The 24,254-nt window shown below is 59.8% G+C and carries 30 protein-coding genes; 27 read left to right on the top strand and 3 right to left on the bottom strand.

Going from position 1 to position 24,254, the window contains the following annotated elements; genetic code table 11:
- Positions 1-68: 68 nt before the first annotated feature.
- The 22 genes from JN524_RS12600 (at position 69) to recX (ending at position 17,902) form a co-directional block, all read left to right on the top strand.
- Positions 69-1,967, top strand: a complete 1,899-nt coding sequence (locus tag JN524_RS12600; protein WP_202369542.1) for a phage tail protein — start codon at positions 69-71, stop codon at positions 1,965-1,967.
- Positions 1,954-3,189, top strand: a complete 1,236-nt coding sequence (locus tag JN524_RS12595; RefSeq protein WP_202369541.1) for a DNA circularization protein — start codon at positions 1,954-1,956, stop codon at positions 3,187-3,189. Before JN524_RS12600 ends, JN524_RS12595 begins: the two co-directional genes overlap by 14 nt.
- Positions 3,190-3,192: 3 nt before the next feature.
- Entirely contained in the window at positions 3,193-4,239 is a 1,047-nt protein-coding gene (locus JN524_RS12590; RefSeq protein ID WP_202369540.1) for a phage baseplate assembly protein, read from the top strand.
- A 114-nt stretch (positions 4,240-4,353) separates the two neighbouring features.
- Positions 4,354-4,863 carry a phage baseplate assembly protein V gene (locus JN524_RS12585; protein ID WP_007964341.1) on the top strand — a complete coding sequence of 170 codons (510 nt, stop codon included), beginning with the start codon at positions 4,354-4,356 and terminating at the stop codon, positions 4,861-4,863.
- A complete protein-coding gene (locus JN524_RS12580; RefSeq protein WP_007964342.1) occupies positions 4,863-5,261 on the top strand; it encodes a phage GP46 family protein in 399 nt (132 codons plus the stop codon). The genes JN524_RS12585 and JN524_RS12580 overlap by 1 nt, the downstream gene beginning before the upstream one ends.
- Complete coding sequence (locus tag JN524_RS12575; RefSeq protein WP_202369539.1) at positions 5,251-6,297, top strand: baseplate J/gp47 family protein; 1,047 nt, start codon at positions 5,251-5,253, stop codon at positions 6,295-6,297. The genes JN524_RS12580 and JN524_RS12575 overlap by 11 nt, the downstream gene beginning before the upstream one ends.
- Positions 6,285-6,884, top strand: coding sequence for a YmfQ family protein (locus JN524_RS12570; protein ID WP_007964344.1), 600 nt, complete (start codon positions 6,285-6,287; stop codon positions 6,882-6,884). The genes JN524_RS12575 and JN524_RS12570 overlap by 13 nt, the downstream gene beginning before the upstream one ends.
- A gap of 14 nt (positions 6,885-6,898) precedes the next feature.
- Positions 6,899-8,050 carry a phage tail protein gene (locus tag JN524_RS12565; RefSeq protein ID WP_202369538.1) on the top strand — a complete coding sequence of 384 codons (1,152 nt, stop codon included), beginning with the start codon at positions 6,899-6,901 and terminating at the stop codon, positions 8,048-8,050.
- Entirely contained in the window at positions 8,047-8,562 is a 516-nt protein-coding gene (locus JN524_RS12560) for a phage tail protein (RefSeq protein ID WP_202369537.1), read from the top strand. The genes JN524_RS12565 and JN524_RS12560 overlap by 4 nt, the downstream gene beginning before the upstream one ends.
- A 137-nt stretch (positions 8,563-8,699) precedes the next feature.
- A complete protein-coding gene (locus JN524_RS12555) occupies positions 8,700-9,737 on the top strand; it encodes a phage tail protein (protein WP_202369536.1) in 1,038 nt (345 codons plus the stop codon).
- A 45-nt stretch (positions 9,738-9,782) separates the two neighbouring features.
- Positions 9,783-10,367, top strand: coding sequence for a tail fiber assembly protein (locus JN524_RS12550; protein ID WP_202369535.1), 585 nt, complete (start codon positions 9,783-9,785; stop codon positions 10,365-10,367).
- Positions 10,368-10,448: 81 nt separating this feature from the next.
- A complete protein-coding gene (locus tag JN524_RS12545; protein WP_202369534.1) occupies positions 10,449-11,375 on the top strand; it encodes a glycine-rich domain-containing protein in 927 nt (308 codons plus the stop codon).
- Complete coding sequence (locus JN524_RS12540) at positions 11,375-11,848, top strand: phage tail assembly chaperone (RefSeq protein WP_202369533.1); 474 nt, start codon at positions 11,375-11,377, stop codon at positions 11,846-11,848. Before JN524_RS12545 ends, JN524_RS12540 begins: the two co-directional genes overlap by 1 nt.
- Complete coding sequence (locus JN524_RS12535) at positions 11,848-12,735, top strand: gp53-like domain-containing protein (protein WP_202369532.1); 888 nt, start codon at positions 11,848-11,850, stop codon at positions 12,733-12,735. Before JN524_RS12540 ends, JN524_RS12535 begins: the two co-directional genes overlap by 1 nt.
- A complete protein-coding gene (locus tag JN524_RS12530; protein WP_202369531.1) occupies positions 12,736-13,182 on the top strand; it encodes a phage tail assembly chaperone in 447 nt (148 codons plus the stop codon). It begins immediately after the preceding gene.
- 18 nt (positions 13,183-13,200) lie between these two features.
- Positions 13,201-14,361, top strand: coding sequence for a glycine-rich domain-containing protein (locus JN524_RS12525; RefSeq protein WP_202369530.1), 1,161 nt, complete (start codon positions 13,201-13,203; stop codon positions 14,359-14,361).
- Positions 14,361-14,615, top strand: coding sequence for a hypothetical protein (locus JN524_RS12520; protein ID WP_202369529.1), 255 nt, complete (start codon positions 14,361-14,363; stop codon positions 14,613-14,615). The genes JN524_RS12525 and JN524_RS12520 overlap by 1 nt, the downstream gene beginning before the upstream one ends.
- A 33-nt stretch (positions 14,616-14,648) precedes the next feature.
- Entirely contained in the window at positions 14,649-15,215 is a 567-nt protein-coding gene (locus JN524_RS12515) for a glycoside hydrolase family 19 protein (protein ID WP_135295081.1), read from the top strand.
- The gene (locus JN524_RS12510; RefSeq protein ID WP_202369528.1) at positions 15,194-15,712 is read left to right on the top strand and encodes a lysis system i-spanin subunit Rz; all 519 of its coding nucleotides are present in this window, start codon (positions 15,194-15,196) and stop codon (positions 15,710-15,712) included. The genes JN524_RS12515 and JN524_RS12510 overlap by 22 nt, the downstream gene beginning before the upstream one ends.
- A 68-nt stretch (positions 15,713-15,780) precedes the next feature.
- Positions 15,781-16,281, top strand: a complete 501-nt coding sequence (locus tag JN524_RS12505; RefSeq protein ID WP_202369527.1) for a nicotinamide-nucleotide amidohydrolase family protein — start codon at positions 15,781-15,783, stop codon at positions 16,279-16,281.
- 83 nt (positions 16,282-16,364) lie between these two features.
- Entirely contained in the window at positions 16,365-17,423 is a 1,059-nt protein-coding gene (gene recA, locus JN524_RS12500; RefSeq protein WP_003222269.1) for a recombinase RecA, read from the top strand.
- Between the two features lie 8 nt (positions 17,424-17,431).
- Positions 17,432-17,902: a recombination regulator RecX gene (gene recX / locus JN524_RS12495; RefSeq protein ID WP_003222270.1), complete on the top strand. Its 471-nt coding sequence runs from the start codon at positions 17,432-17,434 to the stop codon at positions 17,900-17,902.
- Between the two features lie 54 nt (positions 17,903-17,956).
- Here the strand turns inward: recX and JN524_RS12490 are convergent, their stop codons facing one another.
- Positions 17,957-19,075 carry a TIGR00730 family Rossman fold protein gene (locus tag JN524_RS12490; protein WP_202369526.1) on the bottom strand — a complete coding sequence of 373 codons (1,119 nt, stop codon included), beginning with the start codon at positions 19,073-19,075 and terminating at the stop codon, positions 17,957-17,959.
- Positions 19,076-19,427: 352 nt separating this feature from the next.
- On the opposite strand from JN524_RS12490, the gene JN524_RS12485 reads away from it, so the two are divergent.
- A complete protein-coding gene (locus JN524_RS12485) occupies positions 19,428-19,622 on the top strand; it encodes a hypothetical protein (protein ID WP_027611087.1) in 195 nt (64 codons plus the stop codon).
- Between the two features lies 1 nt (position 19,623).
- Here JN524_RS12485 and JN524_RS12480 read toward each other — a convergent pair whose 3' ends face one another.
- Entirely contained in the window at positions 19,624-20,046 is a 423-nt protein-coding gene (locus JN524_RS12480; RefSeq protein WP_202369525.1) for a PA3611 family quorum-sensing-regulated virulence factor, read from the bottom strand.
- Between the two features lie 189 nt (positions 20,047-20,235).
- On the opposite strand from JN524_RS12480, the gene JN524_RS12475 reads away from it, so the two are divergent.
- The 3 genes from JN524_RS12475 (at position 20,236) to JN524_RS12465 (ending at position 22,294) form a co-directional block, all read left to right on the top strand.
- The gene (locus tag JN524_RS12475) at positions 20,236-20,982 is read left to right on the top strand and encodes a tRNA-uridine aminocarboxypropyltransferase (protein WP_202369524.1); all 747 of its coding nucleotides are present in this window, start codon (positions 20,236-20,238) and stop codon (positions 20,980-20,982) included.
- A gap of 224 nt (positions 20,983-21,206) precedes the next feature.
- Entirely contained in the window at positions 21,207-21,857 is a 651-nt protein-coding gene (gene erdR / locus JN524_RS12470) for a response regulator transcription factor ErdR (protein ID WP_123587003.1), read from the top strand.
- 74 nt (positions 21,858-21,931) lie between these two features.
- Entirely contained in the window at positions 21,932-22,294 is a 363-nt protein-coding gene (locus tag JN524_RS12465; protein WP_202369523.1) for a diacylglycerol kinase, read from the top strand.
- On the opposite strand, the gene JN524_RS12460 is transcribed toward JN524_RS12465, so the two are convergent.
- Positions 22,291-23,217, bottom strand: coding sequence for a LysR family transcriptional regulator (locus JN524_RS12460; protein WP_025110814.1), 927 nt, complete (start codon positions 23,215-23,217; stop codon positions 22,291-22,293). The genes JN524_RS12465 and JN524_RS12460 overlap by 4 nt on opposite strands.
- A 133-nt stretch (positions 23,218-23,350) precedes the next feature.
- Here JN524_RS12460 and fpr point away from each other — a divergent pair, with 133 nt between their 5' ends.
- The gene (gene fpr / locus JN524_RS12455; protein WP_003222277.1) at positions 23,351-24,130 is read left to right on the top strand and encodes a ferredoxin-NADP reductase; all 780 of its coding nucleotides are present in this window, start codon (positions 23,351-23,353) and stop codon (positions 24,128-24,130) included.
- Positions 24,131-24,254: the final 124 nt, after the last annotated feature.

The raw sequence follows: 24,254 nt of genomic DNA, 5'->3' as shown, positions 1-24,254 counted from the left end.
CCACTGGATGTGCTCCGCGAATCGCTGGAGCACGCGCAACGGATCAATGCGATGCAGCAGGTGCAGTGATGGCAGACGAAGAAAAGAAAGTGCAAACACCGGTGCTGATCACGGGCATCGATGAACTGTCGCCCAAACTCGGCGCCCTGCGAGTAAAGGTCGAGAGCTTCAAGAAAAATCTCGAACAGACCGGCCTCGGCAAACTGGATGTCAGCGGTCTGTTCAAGGGCGGCAGCGTGATCACGCCGTTCGTGGACGGGATCAAATCGGCGGCAGCGTTTCAGGGCAAATTGACTGAAGTCAGCGAGACGGCGAAAACCGCGGATCTGCCTGCCGCACCGAAAGTCGCTGCACAAAACATGAACGTGTTCAGTGCGTCGATGGAAAAGGTTTCCGCTGCTGTTGACGCGGCGCTGGTGCCGGCAGTCGGTGCGTTGGTCGTCGGGCTTGAGCCAATGCTGACTCAGGTCGCCAGCCTGCTTGCCGACAACCCGCAACTGGTGGAAGGCCTGGCTGCGGGGGCCATCGCCTTCTCGGCGATGCAAACCGCGGTCACCGGCGCCACGCAAGTGTTCGATGTCATGAGCATGGTGCTCAAGACCAATCCGATCATGCTCATCGCCATGGGCATCGCGGTGGCGGCCGGTTTGATCTATGCCAACTGGACGCCGATCAGCGCGTTCTTCAAAGGCATGTGGGAAGGCGTGAAAAACATCGGTGCGAGTGCGATGGCGACGTTGCGCTCGATTCTTGACTGGCGACCACTGGATGCACTGGCGGCGCTGTGGTCGCCGGTCGCGGGATTCTTCTCGGGCATGTGGGACGAGGTCAAAGCTGTCACTGCGCCGATAATCGACTTCTTCAAATCGGTGTTCTCGTGGACGCCCGCCGGCATGATCCTGGAAAACTGGGCGCCGCTGACGGGGCTGTTTTCGGCGATCTGGGAACTGCTCAAGGCCTTGAGTGTGCCGGTGATGGCGTTCCTCCGAAACCTGTTCGATTTCTCGCCGATGCAGATGATCAACAGTGCGTGGGGCGGTGTTGTCAGGTTCTTCGAACCGATGTTCAGCGGCCTGCGAAAAGTCGCGCAACCGGCTAAAGAGTTTCTGGTGTCGTTGTTCGATTTCTCGCCCATGCAGATGATCACCAGCGCCTGGGGCGGTGTTGTTGCGTACTTCCAGCCGCTGTGGACGACTCTGCAATCGGCGGTGCAAAGCACCCGGGATACATTGCGGGCACTGTTCGATTATTTCCCGATGGAAATGATCACCAGCGCCTGGGGTGGTGTCGTCGGGTACTTCGAACCGATCTGGATGGCACTGCAAACCTCAGTGCAGCGGGTCCAAGGCTTTTTCAGCAGCCTGTTCGAGTGGTCGCCGCTGGAGCAGATTGCGCAGTACTGGCAGCCGGTCGGCGAAGTCTTTTCGGCGCTGTGGGATGTTGTGCTGGCGGCGTCTGCACCGGTCGTGGACTTTCTGCACACCCTGTTCGAATGGAAACCTCTGGATCAGATCATCGAGAGCTGGGGGCCGATTGTCGGGTGGTTCGGCGAGTTGTGGCAAAAGCTGCAAACCGTCATCGCGCCGATCAAGGAGCTGTTCGACGGAGGTTTCGCCGGGTTGATCGCCAAGGTCACCGGCAAGGTCGAAACTCTGACCCAAGCGCAGCGCCAGACCAATGCCGAAGGCAAGGGTGAGCTGGCGCCGGCATTCTTTGGCGCGAGTAGCGCCCCTGCTGGAAACGGAACGCTGCAAGGCGGATCGCTGCCACAAACCTCCAGCGCCCTGATCCAGCAAAACGCGGCCAACAACCGTACGCAACTCGAAGGCGGCCTGACCGTGCGCTTCGAAAATGCACCGGCGGGGCTGCGCACCGATCAACCACAAACCAATCAACCGGGCCTGGCGCTGTCTTCGCGCATCGGCTATCGCTCGCTGTCGGCAGGAGGTTCCAATGAACTGGCGTGACCGCTTGTTGCCGGCATCGTTTCGCGGTGTCGGGTTCTGGATCGATCAGGCGAAAACCCCGGTCGGTCGCAAAGGTCAGTTGCACGAATACCCGCAACGCGACCTGCCGTATTTCGAGGATCTCGGCCAGCAGGCCAAGACCCACGACATCACGGCGTTCATCATCGGCGCCGATTGCCTGGAGCAGCGCGACAAGCTGCTCAAGGCGTTGGAGGCAGGCAGTGGTGAACTGGTGCATCCGTGGCTCGGACGCTTGCAGGTCAAGGTCGGCGAATGCGACATGACCCACACCCGCCAGGACGGTGGGCTGGTGACGTTCAGTCTGAAGTTCTATCCCGACCGGCCGTTGCCGTTTCCGACCGCCACGGTCAGTACGCAAAAAGTTCTGTTGGCCAAGGCTGACACTTTGCTGGGTTCTGCGGTGGCGCGCTTCGAGCAGGCGATGACGTTGATCAAGGCTGCGCGGATCGGCATTGCCAATCTGCGCAACAGCCTGACCGGCGTGTATGAGGTGATCAAGGAGCAGCTCAAACCGCTGATCGAGCAGTACAAGCAGATCACTGAACTGGTCAAAGCCGTCAAGGAGTTGCCCAAGGAAGTGGCAGCGGAGTTCAAGGGCTTGCTCGGCGATATCAAGGAGCTCAAGGCATTCGCGAAGGAGGGCTACCGTGGCGTGATTGCCGACGTGTCCCAGCAACTCGAAGCCATTCGCAAGGCCGATGCGCCGAAGATCACCACCGGCAAGGACACCAACGCGGCGGCGCAAGCCATGGCCGATCTGGTGCAGGACACCATGCTGGTGAAAGTGGCGCAGTGGGTAGCGTCAATGCCGGTGGCGACTCCGGCGGTGAAGCTGTCGTCGACACCTTCGGTGGCGCATCAGGCGGATCAACCGGTGACTCGTCAGGAAGTGCCGGTGACCGAAGAAATGAAAGCACTGCAGAAGGCGGTCGGGGTGGCAATTGACCCGATGCTGGACAAGGCCGATCCCAAACATCACCAGGCAATCAACGATGTGAAGGAAGCGCTGATTGCGCATCTCAAGGCAGTGGCGTCATCCGGTGTGCGCCAGGTCACCAAATCGTTTCAGGAAAGCCTGCCGGCGCTGGTGGTGGCCTACAAGCAATTTGCCGATGCCACACGGGTGACTCAAGTGACGCAGAGCAACGCGATGAACCATCCGGGCTTTTCTCCCAACGACGTAAAAGTGTCCAGGGAGTGAGCCATGAGCGAGATGGATAACCATGTCACGCTGACCGTCAACAACATGGAATACGGTGGCTGGAAAAGTGTGGAAATCACCGCCGATCTTGAGCGCCAGTTCCGCACCTTCAAACTCGACATCACCTGGCAATGGCCGGGGCAGACGGTGGATCAACGGATCAAGCCGGGTGACCCGTGCGAAGTGAAAATCGGCCAGGACCTGGTGCTCACCGGCTACGTGTTCAAGACGCCGATCAGTTACGACGGACGCCAGATCAGCCTGAGCATCGAGGGCAGTTCCTGTACTCAGGATCTGGTGGACTGTGCCGCGATCAACCGCCCGAACCAGTGGAAAGACCAGCCCATGCTGGGCATCGTCGAGGCTTTGGCGTCGACTTACCAGGTCAAGGTCGTCAGCGAGATTGCCGAAACCACGCGATTGGGCAGCTACACCCTCGTACCGGGGGAAACGGTGTTTCAATCGATCGATCGTCTGCTTTCGCTGTTTCGGGTGTTCTCCACCGACGATGCGGCTGGGCGGTTGGTGCTGGCCAGACCTGGCAGCGCTGGCCGCGCCAGCGATGCGCTGGAGCTGGGCAAGAACATCCTCTCGGCCAACGCGCCGATGGATTACAGCCAGGTGTTCTCCGAATACCGGGTCATTGGCCAGCAGAAAGGCAACGATCAGAAAAGCGGCGCGGCGGTCAGCGAGATTGAATCGATCGCCACGGATCTGGGCTACAAGCGCCGCCGCGTCACCGTGATCAACGAGGGCCTGCAGATCAATCCTGATCTGTCGCTCAAACGGGCGCTCTGGGAAAGCGCCACGCGCGTTGGCCGGGCGCAGACCACCACCTATCAGGTGCAGGGCTGGCGTCAGACCAATGGCGATCTGTGGCGCCACAACACACTGGTGAAGGTCAAGGATCCGGTACTCGGCTTTGACGGCGACATGCTGATCTCCAAAGTGACGTATTCGCTGTCGGCGCAAGGTTCGGTGACCACCCTGCAAGTGGCGCCGCCGCAGACTTTTGATCCCGATCCAACGCCCCCGAAAAAAACCTCATAGGCCCGGAAAAGATCGCAGCCTTCGGCAGCTCCTACAGGTGTACGCCGGTCATAGGTAGGAGCTGCCGAAGGCCGCGATCTTTTGACCTCGGCCCGTTTCGTACAGGAACCAAGCATGAGCCTACTGACACGCCTGCTGGCGCGCGGCACTGTCGTGCTCGCCAACTCGGCATCCAAGCTGCAATCGCTGCAAATGCGCCTCACCGCCGGTGAAGTGAACGACGACCTGGAGCACTTCGAACCGTACGGTTTCACCAGCAACCCGCTGGCCGGCGCCGAAGGCATCGTCACGTTTCTCGGCGGTGACCGTTCTCACGCCATCGCCCTGGTGGTCGCCGACCGCCGTTATCGCCTGCAGTCGCTGGCCTCGGGCGAGGTAGCGATCTACACCGACGAAGGCGACAAAATTCACTTCAAGCGCGGGCGGATCATCGACATCGAAACCGCCACCCTGAACATCCGCGCCAGCAGCGCGGTGAACTTCGACACGCCGGTGATCAACCAGACCGGCAAGATCGTTTCCACCGGTGATCAACTCGCCGGTGGCATCAGTCAGATCAAACACGTGCACGTCGGCGTGCAGGCCGGTAGCGGCCAGACCGGTGCGCCGGCAGGAGGCAAATAATGCTTGTCAGCCAGAACCTCCACGCCGCACTGACCCGCGCCGTGCTCATCAGCCTGTTCACCTGGCGCCGCGCCGCCGATGACGACGCCCTCGACGACGAGGAGCGCTTCGGCTGGTGGGGCGACAGCTTTCCCACCGTCGCCGACGATCGCATCGGTTCGCGGCTGTGGCTGTTGCGTCGGGTCAAGCTGACCCGACAGACCCAGATGGACGCCGAGTTCTATGCCCGCGAAGCCCTGCAATGGCTGATCGACGACGGCCACTGCAGCGCCATCGACATCATCAGCGAACGCCTCGACGCCCAGCGCCTGAACCTGCGCACGGTCCTGACCCTGGCCGACGGCGAACGTCTGGACATCAACCCCGATAACAGTTGGCAGGTGATCTATGCCGTTTGAAACCCCTTCGCTGCCGGTGCTGATCAAGCGCACCCAAAGCGACCTGGCCGGCGATTCGCTGCGCCAGTCCGATGCGCAAGTGTTGGCCCGCACCCTCGGTGGCGCCGCGTATGGCCTGTACGGTTATCTCGACTGGATTGCCGAGCAGATCCTGCCGGACAAGGCCGACGAGTCGACCCTCGAGCGCATCGCCGCGCTGCGCCTGAACCAGCCACGCAAACCGGCGCAAGTCGCCACCGGCAGCGTCAGTTTTACCGCGACCGCCGGTGCGGTGCTGGATGTCGACACGCTGCTGCAAGCGAGCGATGGCCGGACCTACAAAGTCACCGCCGCGCGCACCACCGTCAATGGCAGCAACACCACCACCATCGCGGCGCTCGACGCTGGCAGCCTGGGTAATGCCGACGCCGGTCTGCCGCTTAACCCGGTGCAGCCGATCGCCGGTGTGGTCGGCAACAGTTTTGTGGTACTCGCGCCCGGCCTCAGTGGCGGTGTAGCACGGGAAAGCCTGGAGTCGTTGCGCTCGCGGGTGATCCGTTCTTATCGCGTGATCCCCCACGGCGGTTCGGCCAGCGATTACGAGACCTGGGCGCTGGAAGTGCCGGGCGTGACGCGGGCCTGGTGCCGCGGTGGTTTTCTTGGTCCTGGCACAGTGACGGTATTCATCATGCGTGACGAAGACCCGCAACCGGTGCCCAACGACGAACAACTGGCGGAGGTTCAGGAGTACATCGAACCGCTGCGTCCGGTGACGGCGGAAGTGCATGTGCAGCGGCCGATACAGGTGCCGGTGGTGTACCGCTTCAAGAGCGTCAACCCGGACACCACGGCTGTGCGCGCCGCCGTTGAAGCGCAACTGCGCGACCTGCACAACCGCGAGGCCGATCTCGGTGTGCCGTTGCTGATCAGCCATATCCGCGAAGCCATCAGCAGCGCCGGCGGTGAGTACGATCACACGCTGACCGCGCCGGCCGCTGACGTGCCTGCCGGGCAAAGCGAACTGCTGACCTTCGGAGGCTGCGTATGGGGGGCATAAGAACCGCCGCGCAATATCAGGCGCAGCTGCGCGCCCTGCTGCCGAGCGGCCCGGCGTGGGACCCGGAACGCGTCCCGGAACTTGAGGAAGTGCTGCAAGGCGTGGCCGTCGAACTGGCGCGCCTCGACGCCCGCGCCGCCGACCTGCTCAACGAGATGGATCCGGCGGGCGTCAGCGAATTGGTACCGGACTGGGAGCGGGTGATGGAGCTGCCCGACCCGTGCCTGGGCGCCACGCCGCTGTTCGACGACCGCCGCCTCGCCGTACGCCGCCGCTTGCTCGCGGTCGGCAGTCAGGCTGTCGGTTACTACCTCGACATCGCCAAAAGCCAGGGCTATCCCAACGCCAGCATCACCGAACACGAAGCCCCACGCATGGGCCGCTCGCGTTTCGGCGCCGCGCACTGGGGCACCTGGGAAGCGCAATTCATGTGGACGCTCAACACCGGTGGCCGGCTGCTGCTCGGTCGGCGCTACGGCGCGAGCTACTGGGGCGAGCGCTTTGGCGTGAACCCGGGCTCGGCACTGGAGTGCCTGATCCACCGCAGTGCACCGGCGCATACCAAGGTGCACATCAATTATGACTAGGGAGGGATGACGAGATGGATTATCCGAAAAGTGTGCCCAGCGCCGGTCTGGTGAATGGCAAGTTTATTGATGAAAACCCGCTGACCGGGACGCCGGGGTCACTGATCCCGGCAGACTGGGGCAACGGGGTAACGCAGGAAATTCTCAACGTGATCAAGGCCGGGGATCTGACTCCGGACGAGAAGAAATACGATCAGTTGTTGCAGGCGATTCAGAGCGTTTCGGCCAAGGGCTGGAATCTGGATTCGGCGTTGCCGATCGGGTCGTTGCCAACCGCTACTGTTGCTACGGCAGACGGGCGACTGCCGATCACGCCAGCGGCTGTTGCCACCAGTGGCGGGAGGGTGTCGATTCCGGCTGGCGTGCTGATCAGCCTCGGCCAAGAAGTGATAGCGGGGCAGTTGGGACGCTCGCGTACGTTCACTACACAGTTGTGGAGCAGTCCCGATTTGCTGCCAAGTACCGGCTACTTCCTCCGGGCGCAGGTGATCAGTGGTGCGCTGACCTTTTACATGCAGCGCGGCACGATCTACGACGCTACGCCTGACGGTTTGAAAGGGACGATCAATGGTGCGGCGGGCGGTGGTTTCCAGTCGACGCCGCTGGACATCTGTCTGGCCTGGGTCGTTACGGCGGGACCTGGTTCCATACCCATTGTCAGGGCGATCTACAACCGTAACCGGTTGTCGTGGACACAGACCGTCAATGGCAATGGCGTGGTTTACCTGCCACTTGATCCGCATGCCCGTGCGGCACGGTTGGTGGTGGGGAATCCGACCCCGCATCCGACCGGTATTACCACGGTGGCCTTCGCTCCGGGAGGATGGCTGGGGGGCAACTATTCTTACCTGAATCCGACGGTTACTACTTCCAGCAACTGGGATGGCTGGAGCACCGTCGGTGCTTCGGTAGGAATCTTCACGAGTAACGTTGTCAACGACACGACGGTTTCCACGCTATCTGCCAGTTTCGACCATGCAGAGTTGCGTTCGCTTTGGCAGGTTTATCAAAGCGAACACACCCTCGGCTCGGGAAATGCCTCAAGTGATGAGTTGTTATTTGGTATGGGAATCAAGAGTTTTTCTCAAGCCGATTATGCCAACGGTATTGCGATCAACTTTGCCTCGGCCATCAATGTGCATTTTTCCTGGGAGCTGATCCGATGATCATCATTCAAGAGCTGCATCAGTTCGAGGAAGGCTTGCGCCCGGCCCAGCCATCCAGTGTCCATGATTGGGATGGAGAAAAATGGCAGCTGAATGCGTCCAGAGTTGCCGAGCTGGAACTTCAGGAAGCCGAACAGCTGTGTTCCAAGGTCGACGCGGCGGCCGACAGCGCTCGCACCGTTTTGGCCGGCGACCCGCTCAAAGCCATGGAGTACGCCCAGGCTGCTGCTGACGCTCAGGCTTATCAAGACGCCGGTTATCCAAAAAAAGAGGTGCCGTTGTCGGTTGCTGCATGGGTCGTCAAAGGTCGAACTGCCAAACAGGCTGCCGAACAGATTCTGAGCAAGTCCGAGCAACTCACCGACCATTTGCTGACCCTGCGCACCTTGCGCCTGAAGGCCAAACACCAGATCCGCACGCACGCGGCCAAAGGCAATCCCGATCTGGCGCGCCGTGCTGGCGATGAGGCGTTGGCGGCGATTCGCGAACTGTTCAGCAGCCAGAATCTCTAGTCGCAACGCCTTCGTTCTGCATCACCCAAGCCCACCTCGATGTGGGCTTTTTATTTTCAGAAAACAGACCGCCGCTGGCTCGCATCAGCGATCGCCGTGATGCGGTTCATTTGTTATTTCAGAGGAACGAAAGACCTATGGATTATCCAAAAAGCGTCCCCAGCGTCGGTCTGGTCGATGGCCGGTTTGTCGATGAAAACCCGGTGGCGGGCACGCCGGGTTCGTTGATTCCGGCGGTGTGGGGTAATGCAGTTACAGAGGAAGTACTCAACGTTGTCATTGGTGCAGGGCTGACACCTGCTGAAGGTGACAACCGACAGTTGCTCAAAGCGTTACAAGCGCTGTTGGCATTGTCCAGCCCGATGGCAACGTCCGTGACCAGTGCGTCGACCTCCAAAGCGTTGGCGGCAAATGAGCTCGGGCTGGTGCTCGTCAATGCGAGCAGTGGTGCCACCACCATCAGCCTGCCTCCGGCGGATCTTGCGTTGGGGGTTCGCGACGTCATCGTACGTCGGGTGGACAACTCGACATCGCGCTTGGCAGTGCGCGCGTCGGGTACTGACAAAATCAGATTTCATACCCATCTTGCCGCAGCCGGGTACCCCTTTTTTGTACTGATGGGGTCGGGGGACTGGTGGCATCTGCGCAGTGATGGTGCAGGCAACTGGTGGCCGATCGGACGGTTCGATGGCACACCGTTGGGCCGGGCTGTCTTTGAGACCACGACGCTCCTCAACCCCGGCGGTTACGGTCCGCTTAACGGGGCGGTATTCAGTCGCAGCGACTGGCCGTGGTTGTGGGATCACGCGCAGCAGTCCGGAGCCCTGACCACTGAAGCCGCGAAGGTCGGGGCCGAGGGTGGCTGGACCAGCGGAGATGGCACGCTGACCTTTCGCGGGCCGGAGGGACGAGGGGAGTTCATCAGAGTGTCCGATGAGGGGCGTGGGGTTGATGCCGGTCGCTCGATTGGCAGTTGGCAGGTCGACATGTTCCGCTCTCATCGACACGAACTCAAAAGCGACCTGTTGGGCGTTCCGCTTGTGTCGGCACCGAACGCGGCGCCTGACGCCTTATTTAATCAGGCGAACATCAGTCTCGGGTTTACCGAAAACACCGGCGGTGTCGAAACCCGTCCGCGCAACATGGCCTATGCCGGCCGGATCAAACTCATCTGACGCCGTTGCTATACGGCATTTTTCAGCCGCAAAAGGAAGTGAACAATGACTTACTACTATGTTGTAAATGAAGCGACCCAGGAATTGACCGGGCCGATCGAGTTACCGATTACTCCAGGAATAGGTGTTCAGGTTCCCGGCAATGTGATTGAGTTGGCGGAACAATTGCCAGTCGCCGAGCCGGGGCACGTCTGGGTCTGGCGTAATGGCCAGACATTGCAGTTGATCGATTTGCGCAACCGGTTCGTCTATCGCAAGAGCGATGGCAATTATGTCTATTGGACCGAACTGGGCCCGCTTCCTGATGACCTGACAGCCAAGCCGCGTCCCAACGCGTATTACTTCTGGAAGGACGACGACTGGGTGCTGAACATCGAAGCCGAACGTGCCGGTCTCGCAGCGCAGGCGGATGTCGAACGCGACAGTCGTCTGCGTGAAGTGCTCATTCGCATCGCGCCACTGCAATATGCGTATGACTTGGGGGAAGCCACCAGTGATCAATTGGCATCGCTGCAGGCTTGGAAACGTTACACCCTGAACCTGGCTCGAATCGAATTACAAGCGGATTACCCATCGGTCATCGAATGGCCGAGTGCACCTGCCCGACTCGTGGTTTCGTCCACCATCTAACTCGCAAGGCATCACTCAAAATTTACCGGCGGCCTTGTGTTTCCAGCATTCGGCTGCCTGTAAAACTGAAAGGTTCTGGACATGGACTATCCAAAAAGTATTCCCGGCGTTGGCCTGGTCAACGGCGGCTTTGTCGACGAAAACCCGATCGCCGGATCACCGGGATCATTGATACCGGCCGCGTGGGGCAACAGCGTCACGCAGGAAATTCTCAATACGATCAAGGCTGCCGGGCTGACGCCTGATGAAGCCAGAACCGACCAGTTGGCTGCGGCCATCGGTGCGCTGGTCGACTTCAGCAAACTGAAGAACACCCCAACCACATTGGCCGGTTACGGCATCACCGATGCGGTGGGGCGGTTGTTGGCGGTGCGGCAGATCGAGACGGTCGGGATCACGGTTTACAAGCCCAATCCCAGGGCCAAACGGATTCGCGTGCGGTTGGTGGGGGCGGGGGGATCGGGTGGTGGTTGTGCGCCGGTGACAGCGGGTTATCACAGTATTGGAGGTGGCGGTGGTGGTGGCGCCTACGTCGAGAGCTTATATGACGTGACAGCAGAAATGATGGCCGGCGTTCCTGTGTCACTGGGGGCCGGTGGCGCTTCACGTAATTCGATGGGGCAGGCCGGCGGAGGCGCTTCTTTTGGCAGTTACATGAGTGCATCCGGTGGCATGGGCGGGCAAATACTGACCTTTCCTGTGACAGCCACGGCAGTTGGCTTCGTTCAGGGGGGCGCTGGAGGACAAACCGTGACGGGCGGCAATCTCGCTAATGCACGTGGAATAGGCGGTGGCTATGCCATGTACAACGCCAATTGGGGCGTATTGGCTGGTGGCGGTGGCGCGAGTCCGTTTGATGGCGGTGGCCCGTTGATGGGCCTTAGTGGCGCTGGCACTTCAGGAAATAGAGGGTCGGGTGGCAGTGGTTCATGTTCGACCAGTGCCTCCGCGTCAGTCCTCAGCGGCGTCGGCGGCAACGCCTTCTGTGAAATCTGGGAGTACGAATAATGGCCCGTTATGCACGAATGGAAAACGGCGTCGCAGTCGAACTGATCGACACCGGCGACTACGCAATCACCCAACTGTTTGCCCCCGCTTTCGTCGAGTCGATGGTGCAAGTGCCAGAGGGCATGCAGATCGAAATCGGCGCGCCCGTCGGCGAACTGCGCCAGGAGATTGCGCCGTTGCCTGTAACGATCAGTCCGGTCGTTGCCTCCGAAATCGTCCCCGATGAACAAGAGCCTCTGGCGGCAGCGCGCCTTTGGCGCCAGTCCAGCCTGTCGGCCACTGAGTGGTGGGTGACGCGGCATCGTGACGAGCAGGAACTGGGTCGCGGGACGACGCTCAAGGCTGCGCAGTATCTGGAGTTGCTGGAGTACCGCCAGGCGCTACGCGACTGGCCTGATTCCAGGCAATTTCCTTCCGCAGTTTCCCGGCCTTCCGCCCCGACTTGGCTCGCTTGCAGAACAGGAGAGAATTAATGGATTACCCAAATAGTGTCCCCAGCGCCGGTCTGGTGAACGGCAAGTTTGTCGATGAAGACCCGATCAAAGGGTCGCCAGGATCGTTGATTCCGGCAAGTTGGGGCAACGGCGTTACCCAAGAGATTCTCGGTGTAGTGCGGGCCGGTGGTCTGACGCCGAGTGAGGCGTCGAATGCTCAATTGCTCGGCGCTCTGCGCAGCAACCAATTGTTCCAGACCGCTGCACCGTTCGATGTCAGCCGCTCGGCTGCAACGTCCGAATTTGTACAGCGCGCGCTGGGTAACTACGCCGGAGCGCGGGGCGTGTCTGCTGCAACACAGTTGACGGCGGCGGATGTGGGATGGGCGATCGGTCTTGGAGGCAATTCGGCGTACACCGTAACCCTGCCGGATATCACTACTGTTCCGAATGGTGCAACGATCGGCTTTCACTGCCGCAGCAATGCCGCGATCACCATCGCCTGCATGAGCGGTAGCCAAATTAGCCCGCAAGGCGCCTATCTGACTTCGATTGTGATCAACAGTGGTGAAAGTGCCAACGTTGTCAAAGAGAACGGTATCTGGACGGTTCACGGGACGGCCAGTCTGAAATATGCCGCGCTGTTTTCCGGACTTGTCAGTAATCCCGGATATCAGAAGCACGCGAGTGGGAATATCGATCAGTGGGGCTCGGGAATGTCGAATGCCGCCGGCAACGTCTACGTGACATTTCCGGTTCCTTTCCCGAGGGGCTACTTCTCGCTCGTGGCCACCCATGCGGGAGGCGATGCAGCAATGATCGCGTTGATTGCCGTCAGCCAAGTGGGTTGCACGCTGAGAATTCGCGATGCGGCCGGCTCTCTGGCCGGCAATTGCACCGTGAATTATTTTGTAAAGGGCTATTGAATGAATACCTTCAATGTTTTGTTCAGCGCCAGTACCCGGGGTGCCTATGTACCGGGTATCAATTCGACGGACATTCCCGACGACGTTATCGAAATTCCTCAGGGTTACTGGATCTCGTTGCTGCAGCAGATGGCAGTCACACCGAAAGTGATCGGCGTGCGAGCGGATAACGGCTATCCGATCCTGGTCGATCCACCGCCTCCTTCACCAGATGAAGCGGCTGATATCGAGCGCTCATGGCGCACCGCGCAACTCGCCGCCACCGACGGTCTGGTAGCACGTGACCGCGATGAACTCGAGGATGGCGGCGGCACTACATTGACCACCGAGCAATACGCTGAACTGCAAACCTATCGCCGTGAGTTGCGAGACTGGCCGCAAGGTTCATTTTTTCCGTTCAGCGAGCACCGGCCGGTAGCGCCGAGGTGGCTGGCTGCTGCGCTGTAATTCATCAGGGAAGTTGAAATGGATTATCCAAAAAGCGTTCCCAGCGTCGGGCTGGTGAACGGCAAGTTCGTCAATGAAGATGTCGTCGCGGGATTGCCCGGATCGTTGATCCCGGCGACCTGGGGCAACAGCGTCACCGATGAGTTGTTGAACGTCGTCAAATCCGCCGACCTTGAGCCAAGCGAAGCCGATGCAACCCAATTGTTGCAAGCGGTGCAAAAACTCAGTCAGGCAGGTGAAGACAAACATGCCACTGACATCGGCGCCGCCAATCTATACATGGCCAATTATGTGCCTCCCGTCACCGCATTGAAGGACGGCTTGGCGCTGCGCTTTACCGCCGGTAATGCCAATACCGGAGCGAGTACCTTTGCACCGAACGGGTTGATGCCCAAGCCGCTGGTAAATCTTGCATCGAGTGCATTGCGGCCTGCCGAGATTGTCGCCGGCAGTGTGTGTTCGGTGGTGTACAGCGCGGCGTTGGACAGTTGGGTACTGGTGTATGCCGGCGGTGGCAGTGGTGCCAGTGGGCGGTTGTTGAGTGTGAGGACGTTCACCTCGTCTGGCACTTATGTGCCGACGGTGGGGATGAAGAATGTGTTGGTGAAAGTTGTCGGCGGAGGGGGCGGGAGTGCAGGTATTGTTGGGACAGCTGCTTCCCAGTATTCGCTTGCAGGTGGAGGGGCCTCTGGTAGTTACGCGGAAGCCTGGCTTTCGGCCGCAACGGTTGGAGCCAGTCAGATCGTCACGGTGGGCGTTGGTGGCGCCGCAGGTTTGATCGCATCCGACGCTGGAACGGGCGGAACCAGCTCCTTGGGATCGCTGGTTTCAGCGCCTGGCGGTGCTGGTTCGACCTCGTTGGGTTACACCAGCTTCCCAGGGACCGGTCTGTATGTTGGTGGGTATCCCGGCCAAGCTGCGAAAGGCGGGAACATCGTCAGCATGGCGGGTTCTGCCGGTTCGACAGGTATTTCCATCAATGCGTCGACCCTGGCCGGACATGGTGCCAACTCGCCCTTGGGCAATGGTGGTGTTGCCAGCAGTGCGCAGGGAGCAATCGCGGCCCCTGGTTCCGGGTTCGGTTCCGGGGCGGGCGGCATTGCCAACGCCCCCAGTCAATCTGGCAGACCGGGGGCTTCCGGTGCCCCTGGTGCAGTGATTATCTATGAGTACGCCTGATGAAAACCTACGCACGCATCGTCAACAACACTGTGGCCGAACTGTTCTCGACTGACGGCAACATGGCCGATATGTTCCATCCGGATCTGCTGTGGGTCGACATCACCGACGTGACACCGACACCGCAAATCGACTGGAACGCCAACTTCGGCACCCTCGGCTGGGTGTTCACAGCCCCCGAAGTCGCGGCATCGAACAACACCCTGACAACTCTGGCAAAAAAATGGCTGGGGGTTGTTGCCCGTCAACCATGATTCAATCGGAGCATCCAGGGAGGATTACGCATTATGCAAATAACTGAAGACAACCTTAAAACCATCATGCCCAACGCCCGCTCCCAAGCGGGCGTTTTTGTTTCTGCACTGAATAACGCAATGAATCGCCGCCATATCGACACGCCCAAACGTATCGCTGCGTTTCTTGCGCAGATCGGTCACGAGTCGGGCCAGTTGCAATACGTGCGCGAGCTGGGCAACAACCAGTACCTGAGCAAATACGACACTGGCACGCTGGCGTTACGGCTGGGCAACACGCCCGAGGCCGACGGCGACGGGCAGAAGTACCGAGGTCGCGGGCTGATCCAGATCACCGGGCGCAGTAACTATCGGCAGTGCAGCCTCGGCCTGTTCGGCGACGAGCGCTTGCTGTCCTTGCCAGAATTGCTTGAGCAACCGCAATGGGCAGCGGAATCGGCGGCATGGTTCTGGGAGCAGAACGGCCTGAACGATCTGGCCGACCGCGATCAGTTCAACAGCATCACCCGCCGAATCAACGGCGGGTTGAATGGCCTGCAGGATCGTCTCGACATCTGGGCGCGGGCGAGGGCGGTGCTATGTCCGTCTCCTGGCGTTTAACCGGCTTTTTGTTACTGACCTTGGGGGGCGCTGCGCTGGCTTGGCAGTTTCAGGACTGGCGTTACGGGCGACAACTCGCGGAGCAGGCGCGGTTAAACGCCGACACCCTCAATCAGCTGAATGTGGCCGCAGCCAGCGCGCAGCAGATCGAGCAGGATAAACGTCTGGCCCTTGAGCAACGCCTCGCGGCCAGTGAACAAACCCACTATCGAGCACTCAGTGATGCCCAACGTGATCAGGATCGCCTGCGCGATCGTCTTGCCACTGCTGATCTGCGCCTGTCAGTCCTCATCGACGCCGGCGACGCCGCCCAAGGCTGCGGGGTGCCAGCCACCGCCGGCTCCGGCGGCGTGGATCATGCAGCCGTACGCGCCCGACTTGACCCGGCGCATGCTCAACGAATTATCGCCATCACCGACACCGGCGATCGCGGACTGATTGCCTTGCAGGCCTGTCAGGCCTATGTCAGAGCGCTGGCGCCCGAACATTTTGAATGAGTCTGTGTATTGAAAGCGCAACCGGGTCGTGTACGGTGGTAGTCATTCCATTCGATCCGGAGCGCACCGTGAAAGAGATCACTCAACTGGCTGCCGAGCTCGGCCGACGTTTGCAGTTGCTCAACGCCCACGTCACCACGGCCGAGTCGTGTACCGGTGGCGGGATTGCGGAAGCGATCACGCGGATTCCGGGGAGCTCGGCGTGGTTCGAGGCCGGTTACGTGACCTACTCCAACCGGCAGAAGACCCAGCAACTGAATGTCCCCGCCGAATTGTTCGGCACGGTGGGCGCGGTCAGTCGCGAAGTCGTCGAGTCGATGGTACGTGGCGCACAGAAGCACAGCCTGGCGCGGTTTGCCGTCGCAGTCAGCGGCGTGGCCGGGCCCGACGGCGGTACACCGAACAAACCGGTGGGCACCGTATGGCTGGCCTGGGGCGTGGGCGATGTGGTTTCCAGCGAAGTTCAGCACTTCTCGGGCAACCGTGATGAAGTGCGCCGACAAACGGTGAAGGCCGCGCTAGAGGGGCTGCTGCGACTAGCGGCACGAGAAATCGAAAATCAGGGGTAGGCGATCCGCGAACGCTGTGGAATAATACTGGCTACTTATACAGGTGTTGGCCGTCAGGCCTTATTGATTACGTGAGGACTTTAATGGACGACAACAAGAAGAAAGCCTTGGCTGCGGCCCTGGGTCAGATCGAACGTCAATTCGGCAAGGGTGCCGTGATGCGTATGGGCGATCAGGACCGTCAGGCGATCCCGGCTATCTCCACCGGCTCTCTGGGTCTGGACATCGCACTCGGCATTGGCGGTCTGCCAAAAGGCCGTATTGTTGAAATCTACGGTCCTGAATCTTCCGGTAAAACCACACTGACGCTGTCCGTGATCGCCCAGGCGCAAAAAGCCGGCGCGACTTGCGCCTTCGTCGATGCCGAACACGCCCTCGACCCTGAATACGCCGGCAAGCTGGGCGTCAACGTCGATGACCTGCTGGTTTCCCAGCCGGACACCGGCGAACAGGCGCTGGAAATCACCGACATGCTGGTGCGCTCCAACGCAGTAGACGTGATCATCGTCGACTCCGTGGCGGCACTGGTACCGAAGGCTGAAATCGAAGGCGAAATGGGTGACATGCACGTGGGCCTGCAAGCCCGTCTGATGTCCCAGGCGCTGCGTAAAATCACCGGTAACATCAAGAACGCCAACTGCCTGGTAATCTTCATCAACCAGATCCGCATGAAGATCGGCGTGATGTTCGGCAGCCCGGAAACCACCACCGGTGGTAACGCGCTGAAGTTCTACGCCTCGGTTCGCCTCGACATCCGCCGTACCGGCGCGGTGAAGGAAGGCGACGAAGTGGTCGGCAGCGAAACCCGCGTCAAGGTTGTGAAGAACAAGGTGGCTTCGCCGTTCCGTCAGGCCGAGTTCCAGATTCTTTACGGCAAGGGCATCTACCTCAATGGCGAGATGATCGACCTGGGCGTGCTGCATGGTTTCGTCGAGAAATCCGGCGCCTGGTATGCCTATGAAGGTACCAAGATCGGTCAGGGCAAGGCCAACTCGGCCAAGTTCCTGGCAGACAACCCGGAAGTCGCTGCCAAGCTCGAGAAGCAGCTGCGTGACAAACTGCTGTCGCCAGCAGTGATCGCGGACTCCAAGGCCTCTGCGGTCAAAGAGACCGAAGACGATCTGGCTGACGCTGATATCTGATAACCGCGATGACCACCGCCGTACTCGATACCCTCGTCGCGGTGCGGCGAACCGCCATGGACCTGCTCGCTAGACGCGAGCACGGTCGAGTCGAACTGACGCGGAAACTGCGTCAGCGCGGCGCTGAGGCGGAAATGATCGAAACAGCCCTCGACCGGTTGACGGAAGAGGGGCTGCTGTCCGAAGCCCGTTACCTTGAAAGCTTTGTTTCCTATCGTGCCCGTTCCGGCTACGGCCCTTTGCGTATTCGCGAAGAGCTGGGCCAGCGGGGTTTGCAACGTGCCGATATCGAGCTCGCTCTGCGTGAAAGCGGTATCGACTGGCAGGAGCAGCTTCGCGAGACGTGGCAGCGCAAGTTCTCCGGACACTTGCCGATTGATGCCAAGGAACGCGCCAAGCAAGGCCGCTTCCTCGCCTATCGGGGGTTTTCGATGGAGATGATCAACCGCTTGTTCAGCGGCAGAGGGATGGACGATTAAGTCGGTTGAAAAAAACGGCCCGCTATGAAAATAGCGGGCCGTTTTTTTTTGCCTTCAAATTACCTTTGATGGCTCACGTGCACGTTGGGCGGCCTGCGGTTTGCTGTGAGCCCAGTTTTCCGGGAGGTTAATGTAATCCACCAGCTCCCTGAGACGGCCATGGTTCCGGGCATTGAACGCGAAAGCCAACCGCACCAGATGGCTGTACTGCGCTTCGTCATGTTCCTCGCCGCTGTAAGCGTGTTGATGGAACTGGTCACTCAGGCACAGATCAGCGAAAGCCTCTTGCATATGTTCCAGAGCCTGCTCGCTGAGCTTGTGATGCATACGAATCACGAACTGACGCTTCAGCCAGCGGCTGGAGTGGAAGTTGCTGTAGAACTGGTTGATCTGCTGCACCGCCTCATCGACGCTGTAGACCAGGCGCATCAGCTTCAGGTCGGTGGGCAGGATGTAGTGGTTTTCTTCGAGCTGCTGGCGAATGAAATCCAGGGCGCCTTGCCAGAACGTACCCCCCGGCACATCCAGCAATACCACGGGCACCAGTGGGCTTTTGCCAGTCTGGATCAGTGTCAGTACTTCCAGTGCCTCGTCCAGGGTGCCGAACCCGCCAGGGCACAGCACCAGCGCATCGGCTTCCTTGACGAAGAACAGTTTGCGGGTGAAGAAGAAATGGAATGGCAGCAGGTTGCCAGTGCCATTCACGGTCGGATTGGCATGTTGTTCGAAAGGCAGGGTGATGTTGAACCCGAGACTGTGATCGCGCCCGGCGCCCTCGTGCGCGGCGGCCATGATCCCGCCACCCGCACCGGTGATGACCATCATCTCTGATCGGGTCAGGGCCGCGCCGAGTTCACGGGCCATTGCATACAGGGGGTGCTCGACCGGCGTGCGCGCCGAGCCGAATACCGTGACTTTGCGTCGTCCCTTGAATTGTTCCAGCACCCGGAACGCCTGCTCCAGTTCGCGCAGGGCTTGCAGGGTGATCTTGGCGTTCCAGCGGTTGTGATCCTCTTGGGCCATGCGCAGCACGGTCAGGATCATGTCGCGATAAATCGGCAGGTTCGGACTGTCGGGAGAAACCTGAGTGAGTTGTTCTTCGACCTTGCTGATGAGGTCGGGGAGTTGTTCCTGAAAATGCCGGCTGAGCAGGTCATTCGGTTGGTAAGGCATTCAACGTCTCCTTCTGCACAGAGCGGTGGCTCTGACGTGCGGCGTCAGTGCCGCGCTGCAAAAACACACACGATCGGCAGTTCCTTTTGCTGCCGTGAACAGATGATCAGGAATACTTTGAATCTAGACCCTGGCGCGCGATCGCGCTGACTTCATCATTGCCATGCAGACTCGATCGAGGCAACCGCTCATTGTTTCTTGGCGCATTGGGTTCACCGCTCGTCCGAACGTCCACCGTAGAGCAAACACTCTGATTTACTGACTTACAGGCACTGTACGACAGTTTTGCGACAACGTCCGTACGCAAGGTGCACGCTTTTCAAGGATTCGTGGTGGCATGGAGGCGGGATAGATGGCCAGAGTGGTTCTGGAAATCGATACGCAGTTGTATCGGATGCTGAAAGCATCAGCCGAGACCAATCAAGTGAGTCTCGAAGAGGAGTGCTGCCGTCGGTTGGCAGGTGGAGAACGACGTTCGCGCTACTTGCAGGCCCTGGTAGCCGAATTGCGCGCCGAGGATGAACAACGGCGCGCCAATACCCGATGATTTACTTCTTCGCCGGGGCAGCTTTCGGGCAGTCGGAGTCCTGGTAGCTGGCCGAACCGATGGCCTTGTTGGTTTTATATTCACTGAAGTCGTAACGCATGATCGCGCCCTTTGCCATCAGCTTGCGGTACGACGGGTTATTGCACACCGAAGCACCCAACTGGAAATACACGGCTTTTGGATCGGCGCGCATCTTTTCGGCGTGGCTGGCCTGCACGCTCAGGTGGTTGATCAGGGTAACGCCTTCAACGGTGTAGCCCTGATCGAGAATGTCTTCGTTGATCGCCCGTGGCGTGCCGACGCTGCTTTGTGCGGCGATGTTGCGCAGTTCTTTGTTCAGATTCTGCTCTTTCAGGGACGCAGCCTGTGCGCTGAAGGACAACGCCAATGCGATGGCCGCGGTAGGAACGATAAGGCGCAGCATGAAACTCTCCTGATTCAGTGACTGGTGGTTCGACCAGCCCCGTGGCTGTGCGTTCAGTGGCGGCGAATTATAGGGGAGCCGGTCTGGACGGTACAGGCTTGTGCCCGTCGCTCTGATAAACTGGCGATCTTTATTGCCTTGCCGAGTGTTGTTCGTGTCGAGTTTTCCTGCCTGCGGGCGCTGCCAGCAATGAGTCACGCCCCCAACGCCGTCGCCCGCCTGCGCGATCAGCGCGAAGATGAAGGTATCAAGCCGATTCAGGCCCGTGGTTTTCGCTCCGAGCGTTGCCGCGACTGTCGGGTGATCATCAGCCATTGCCTGTGCGCCTGGCGACCGACCGTCGAAACCCGTTCCGGTGTGTGCCTGATCATGACCGGCAAGGAAGTGTTCAAGCCGAGCAATACTGGCTGGCTGATCGCCGATGTGGTGCGCGACAACCACGCGTTCATCTGGTCGCGCACCGAGCCGGACCCGCAGATGCTGGCGCTGCTCAACGACCCGCAATGGCAGCCGTATCTGGTGTTTCCCGGCGAATACGTCGAACCGTCGCGGGTGACCAATACCGTCGTGCCCGATAGCAGCAAACGTCCGCTGTTCATTCTGCTGGATGCGACCTGGACCGAGGCGCGCAAGATTTTCCGCAAGAGTCCGTACTTCGACCGCTTGCCGATCCTCAGCCTGTTGCCCGACAAACTCTCGCGCTATCGTCTGCGTCGCTCCACCCGCAGCGAGCACCTGTGCACCGCCGAGGTCGCGGCGTTGTGCCTGGAACTGGCGGGGGACAGCGATGCCGCTTCGGCACTGGACGCCTATTTCGATGTGTTCAGCCAGCATTACCTGGGTGCCAAACAGCAGCTGGACGTCAACGAGTCGACCCCGGCCCATGCCGAGTTGTTGCCTTATATACGAAAGCCGCAAGCGGTGTTGGCCCGATAGTGGCCCATACTCCACACAGCGGCGGCCGTGCTGCTTGACCACCCCGGCTGCGCTGGGCATGCTTGGCGCCGATTAGGGTGCGGCCAAGGTTTGAAACGCCGTGTTTGCAAGAGATTGGCGTTGAACGTGCCCCTGTGGATAGCGCTATGCGGCGGTATCTCGAGTTGCTTTGGTGAGGCCCGAATGCGTCGGGTCTGCCATCAAAAAACAGGATCATTTGAAAAATGGCCACATACGACATCCTGATTGCCGATGATCACCCTCTGTTTCGTAGCGCACTGCATCAGGCGGTGACCCTGGGCCTCGGCCCGGATGTGCGACTGGTGGAGGTGGCGAGCATCGCCGAACTGGAAGCGCGCCTGACCGAAAAGGCTGACTGGGATCTGGTCCTGCTGGATCTGAACATGCCCGGTGCTTTTGGCTTTTCCGGTCTGGTCATGCTGCGCGGTCAATATCCGCAGATTCCGGTGGTGATGGTTTCGGCGCAGGAAGAAGCCTCGGTCATGGTCAAGTCTCGCGAGTTTGGCGCCAGTGGCTTCATTCCCAAGTCCAGCGACCTGAGCGTGATCCAGCAAGCCGTGCGCAAGGTGCTCGATGGCGACGTGTTCTGGCCACCGCAGGCGTTCGAGGCGGTCAGCGTCTCCGCCGAAGCCAAAGCCGCCAGCGACGGCCTTGCCAGCCTGACTCCGCAACAGTTCCGCGTACTGACAATGGTCTGTGAAGGCTTGCTGAACAAGCAGATTGCCTACGAGTTGAACGTGTCCGAAGCGACCATCAAGGCCCACGTCACGGCGATCTTTCGCAAGTTGAACGTACGCACCCGGACACAGGCGGCATTACTTCTGCAACAACTTGAGTCAATTCCGAGCCAATAAAGGCTGGCGTCTTCACGCTTTTTTGACTTTTGTTGCTCTAGCTTTCCCACTCCTTTCTGGTTGGTTTTTACGTTATGTCACCTTTCAAGGGCCAGACCGGCCTGAAACGCATCCTCAACGCATCCGGCTACTCGCTGGACGGCCTGCGCGCAGCCTTCACCGGCGAAGCCGCATTTCGCCAACTGGTGCTGCTCAATGTGGTGCTGATTCCGCTGACGTTCTTCCTGCATGTCAGTCGCGTTGAACAGGCGCTGCTGATCGCCGTGTGCCTGCTGGCGCTGATCGTCGAGTTGCTGAACTCGGCAGTGGAAGCGGCGATTGACCGCATTTCGCTGGAACTGCACCCGCTGTCGAAGAACGCCAAGGACATGGGCAGCGCCGCGCAATTCGTGGCCCTGAGCATGATTGCCCTGGTGTGGGCGGTGATTCTGCTTTAAGCGATGCTTGGCAAGACGATCTCGTCGCTGCGCTGCACCCCGGCGGTGAAAGCGCGGCACAGATCGAGGAATTCGCGCATGGCCGAGGTCTGGTACTTCTGCTTGTGCCAGATGAAGTAGAACTGCCGGGACAGATCCAGATCCGGGGTTTCCACCGCCACCAGGCTGCCGCGCCGAAACGCATCACGCAGCGCCAGCCGTGAAATGCAGCCAATCCCCAATCCCGATTCCACCGCGCGTTTGATCGCTTCGGTATGCTCCAGCTCCAGGCGGATATTCAGCGCACTGCGATGGTGACGCATGGCCTGATCGAAGGTCAGGCGCGTGCCGGAACCCTGTTCGCGCAGGATCCATGCCTCGTGCGTCAACTCTTCCATGGTCGCGCTGCCGCGTTTGGCCAGCGGATGTTGTGGCGCGCAGAACACCACCAGCTCATCTTCGACCCAGCTCTGCACTTCGATGTCCGGGTGGCTGCAGTCGCCTTCGATTAGACCCAGATCAATTTCATAATGGGCCACTTGATGCACGATATTGGCAGTGTTCTGCACATGCAGTTTCACCTGGCTTTCCGGATGGCGCTGCATGAAACCGCCGATCAACAGGGTCGCCAGATAATTGCCAATAGTCAGGGTGGCGCCCACTGACAGTGAGCCGAAGCCGGACTTGCCGTTGAGCAGGTCTTCGATTTCCTTGGACTGGTCGAGTAGGGCCACTGCTTGCGGCAGCAGCTGTTTACCCAGGGCATTGAGGCTCAGCCGTTTGCCGGCGCGGTCGAACAGCTGGCAGCTGGACTGGCGCTCCAGTTCGGTGATCGAGGTGCTCGCCGCCGACTGCGAGAGGTTGAGCAGACCCGCAGCACGGGATACGCTTTCCTGCTGGGCGACGGCGACGAAGACTTGCAGTTGACGAAGAGTAAATCGCATATCGATATAACCGATAACCCTTATCTTAATAATCCAGTTAACAGATATTGTCGTCGCTATTAGAATGCGTTGCAATTGCGCACTGTCGGCCGCAAAGGCGAGCGCAGACCCAATATCCAGGAGTCCCACGTACATGAGCAACATGAACCACGAGCGTGTCCTCAGTGTTCATCACTGGAATGACACTCTGTTCAGCTTCAAGTGCACCCGTGATCCGGGCCTGCGCTTCGAGAACGGTCAGTTCGTGATGATCGGCCTGCAACAGCCAAACGGCCGCCCGCTTATGCGCGCTTACTCGATCGCCAGCCCGAACTGGGAAGAGCATCTCGAGTTCTTCAGCATCAAGGTGCCTGATGGTCCGCTGACCTCGCAGCTGCAGCACCTGAAGGAAGGCGACGAGATCATCATCTCGAAGAAGCCTACCGGCACCTTGGTACTGGACGACCTGAACCCGGGCAAGCATCTTTACCTGCTGAGCACCGGCACCGGTCTGGCGCCATTCATGAGCGTGATCCAGGATCCGGAAACCTACGAGCGCTTTGAAAAAGTGATCCTGGTGCACGGCGTGCGCTACGTCAACGAAGTCGCCTACCGTGAATTCATCACTGAGCACCTGCCGCAGAACGAGTTCTTCGGTGAAGCGCTGCGTGACAAGCTGATCTATTACCCGACCGTGACCCGCGAGCCGTTCGAGAACCAGGGTCGTCTGACCGACCTGATGCGCAGCGGCAAGCTGTTCAGCGACATCGGTCTGCCACCGATCAATCCGCAGGACGACCGCGCGATGATCTGCGGCAGCCCGAGCATGCTCGACGAGACCAGCGAAGTGCTCGACAGCTTCGGCCTGAAGATCTCGGCACGTATGCGTGAGCCGGGTGATTACTTGATCGAGCGTGCGTTCGTCGAGAAGTAAGCCCCACGAAACAGCCCCCATTGCCCGCGAAGGCAATGGGGGCTTTTTTATGCCCGAGATATTTCATTCCTGCCTGCCACAATCCATGTAGGAGCTGCCGAAGGCTGCGATCTTTTGATCTTGC

The sequence above is a fragment of the Pseudomonas sp. MWU318 genome, assembly GCF_016756945.1.
GTDB classification, from domain to species: domain Bacteria; phylum Pseudomonadota; class Gammaproteobacteria; order Pseudomonadales; family Pseudomonadaceae; genus Aquipseudomonas; species Aquipseudomonas putida_A.
The sequence above is the reverse complement of the archived record's forward strand: the minus strand, read 5'-3'. Positions and strand labels throughout refer to the sequence as shown.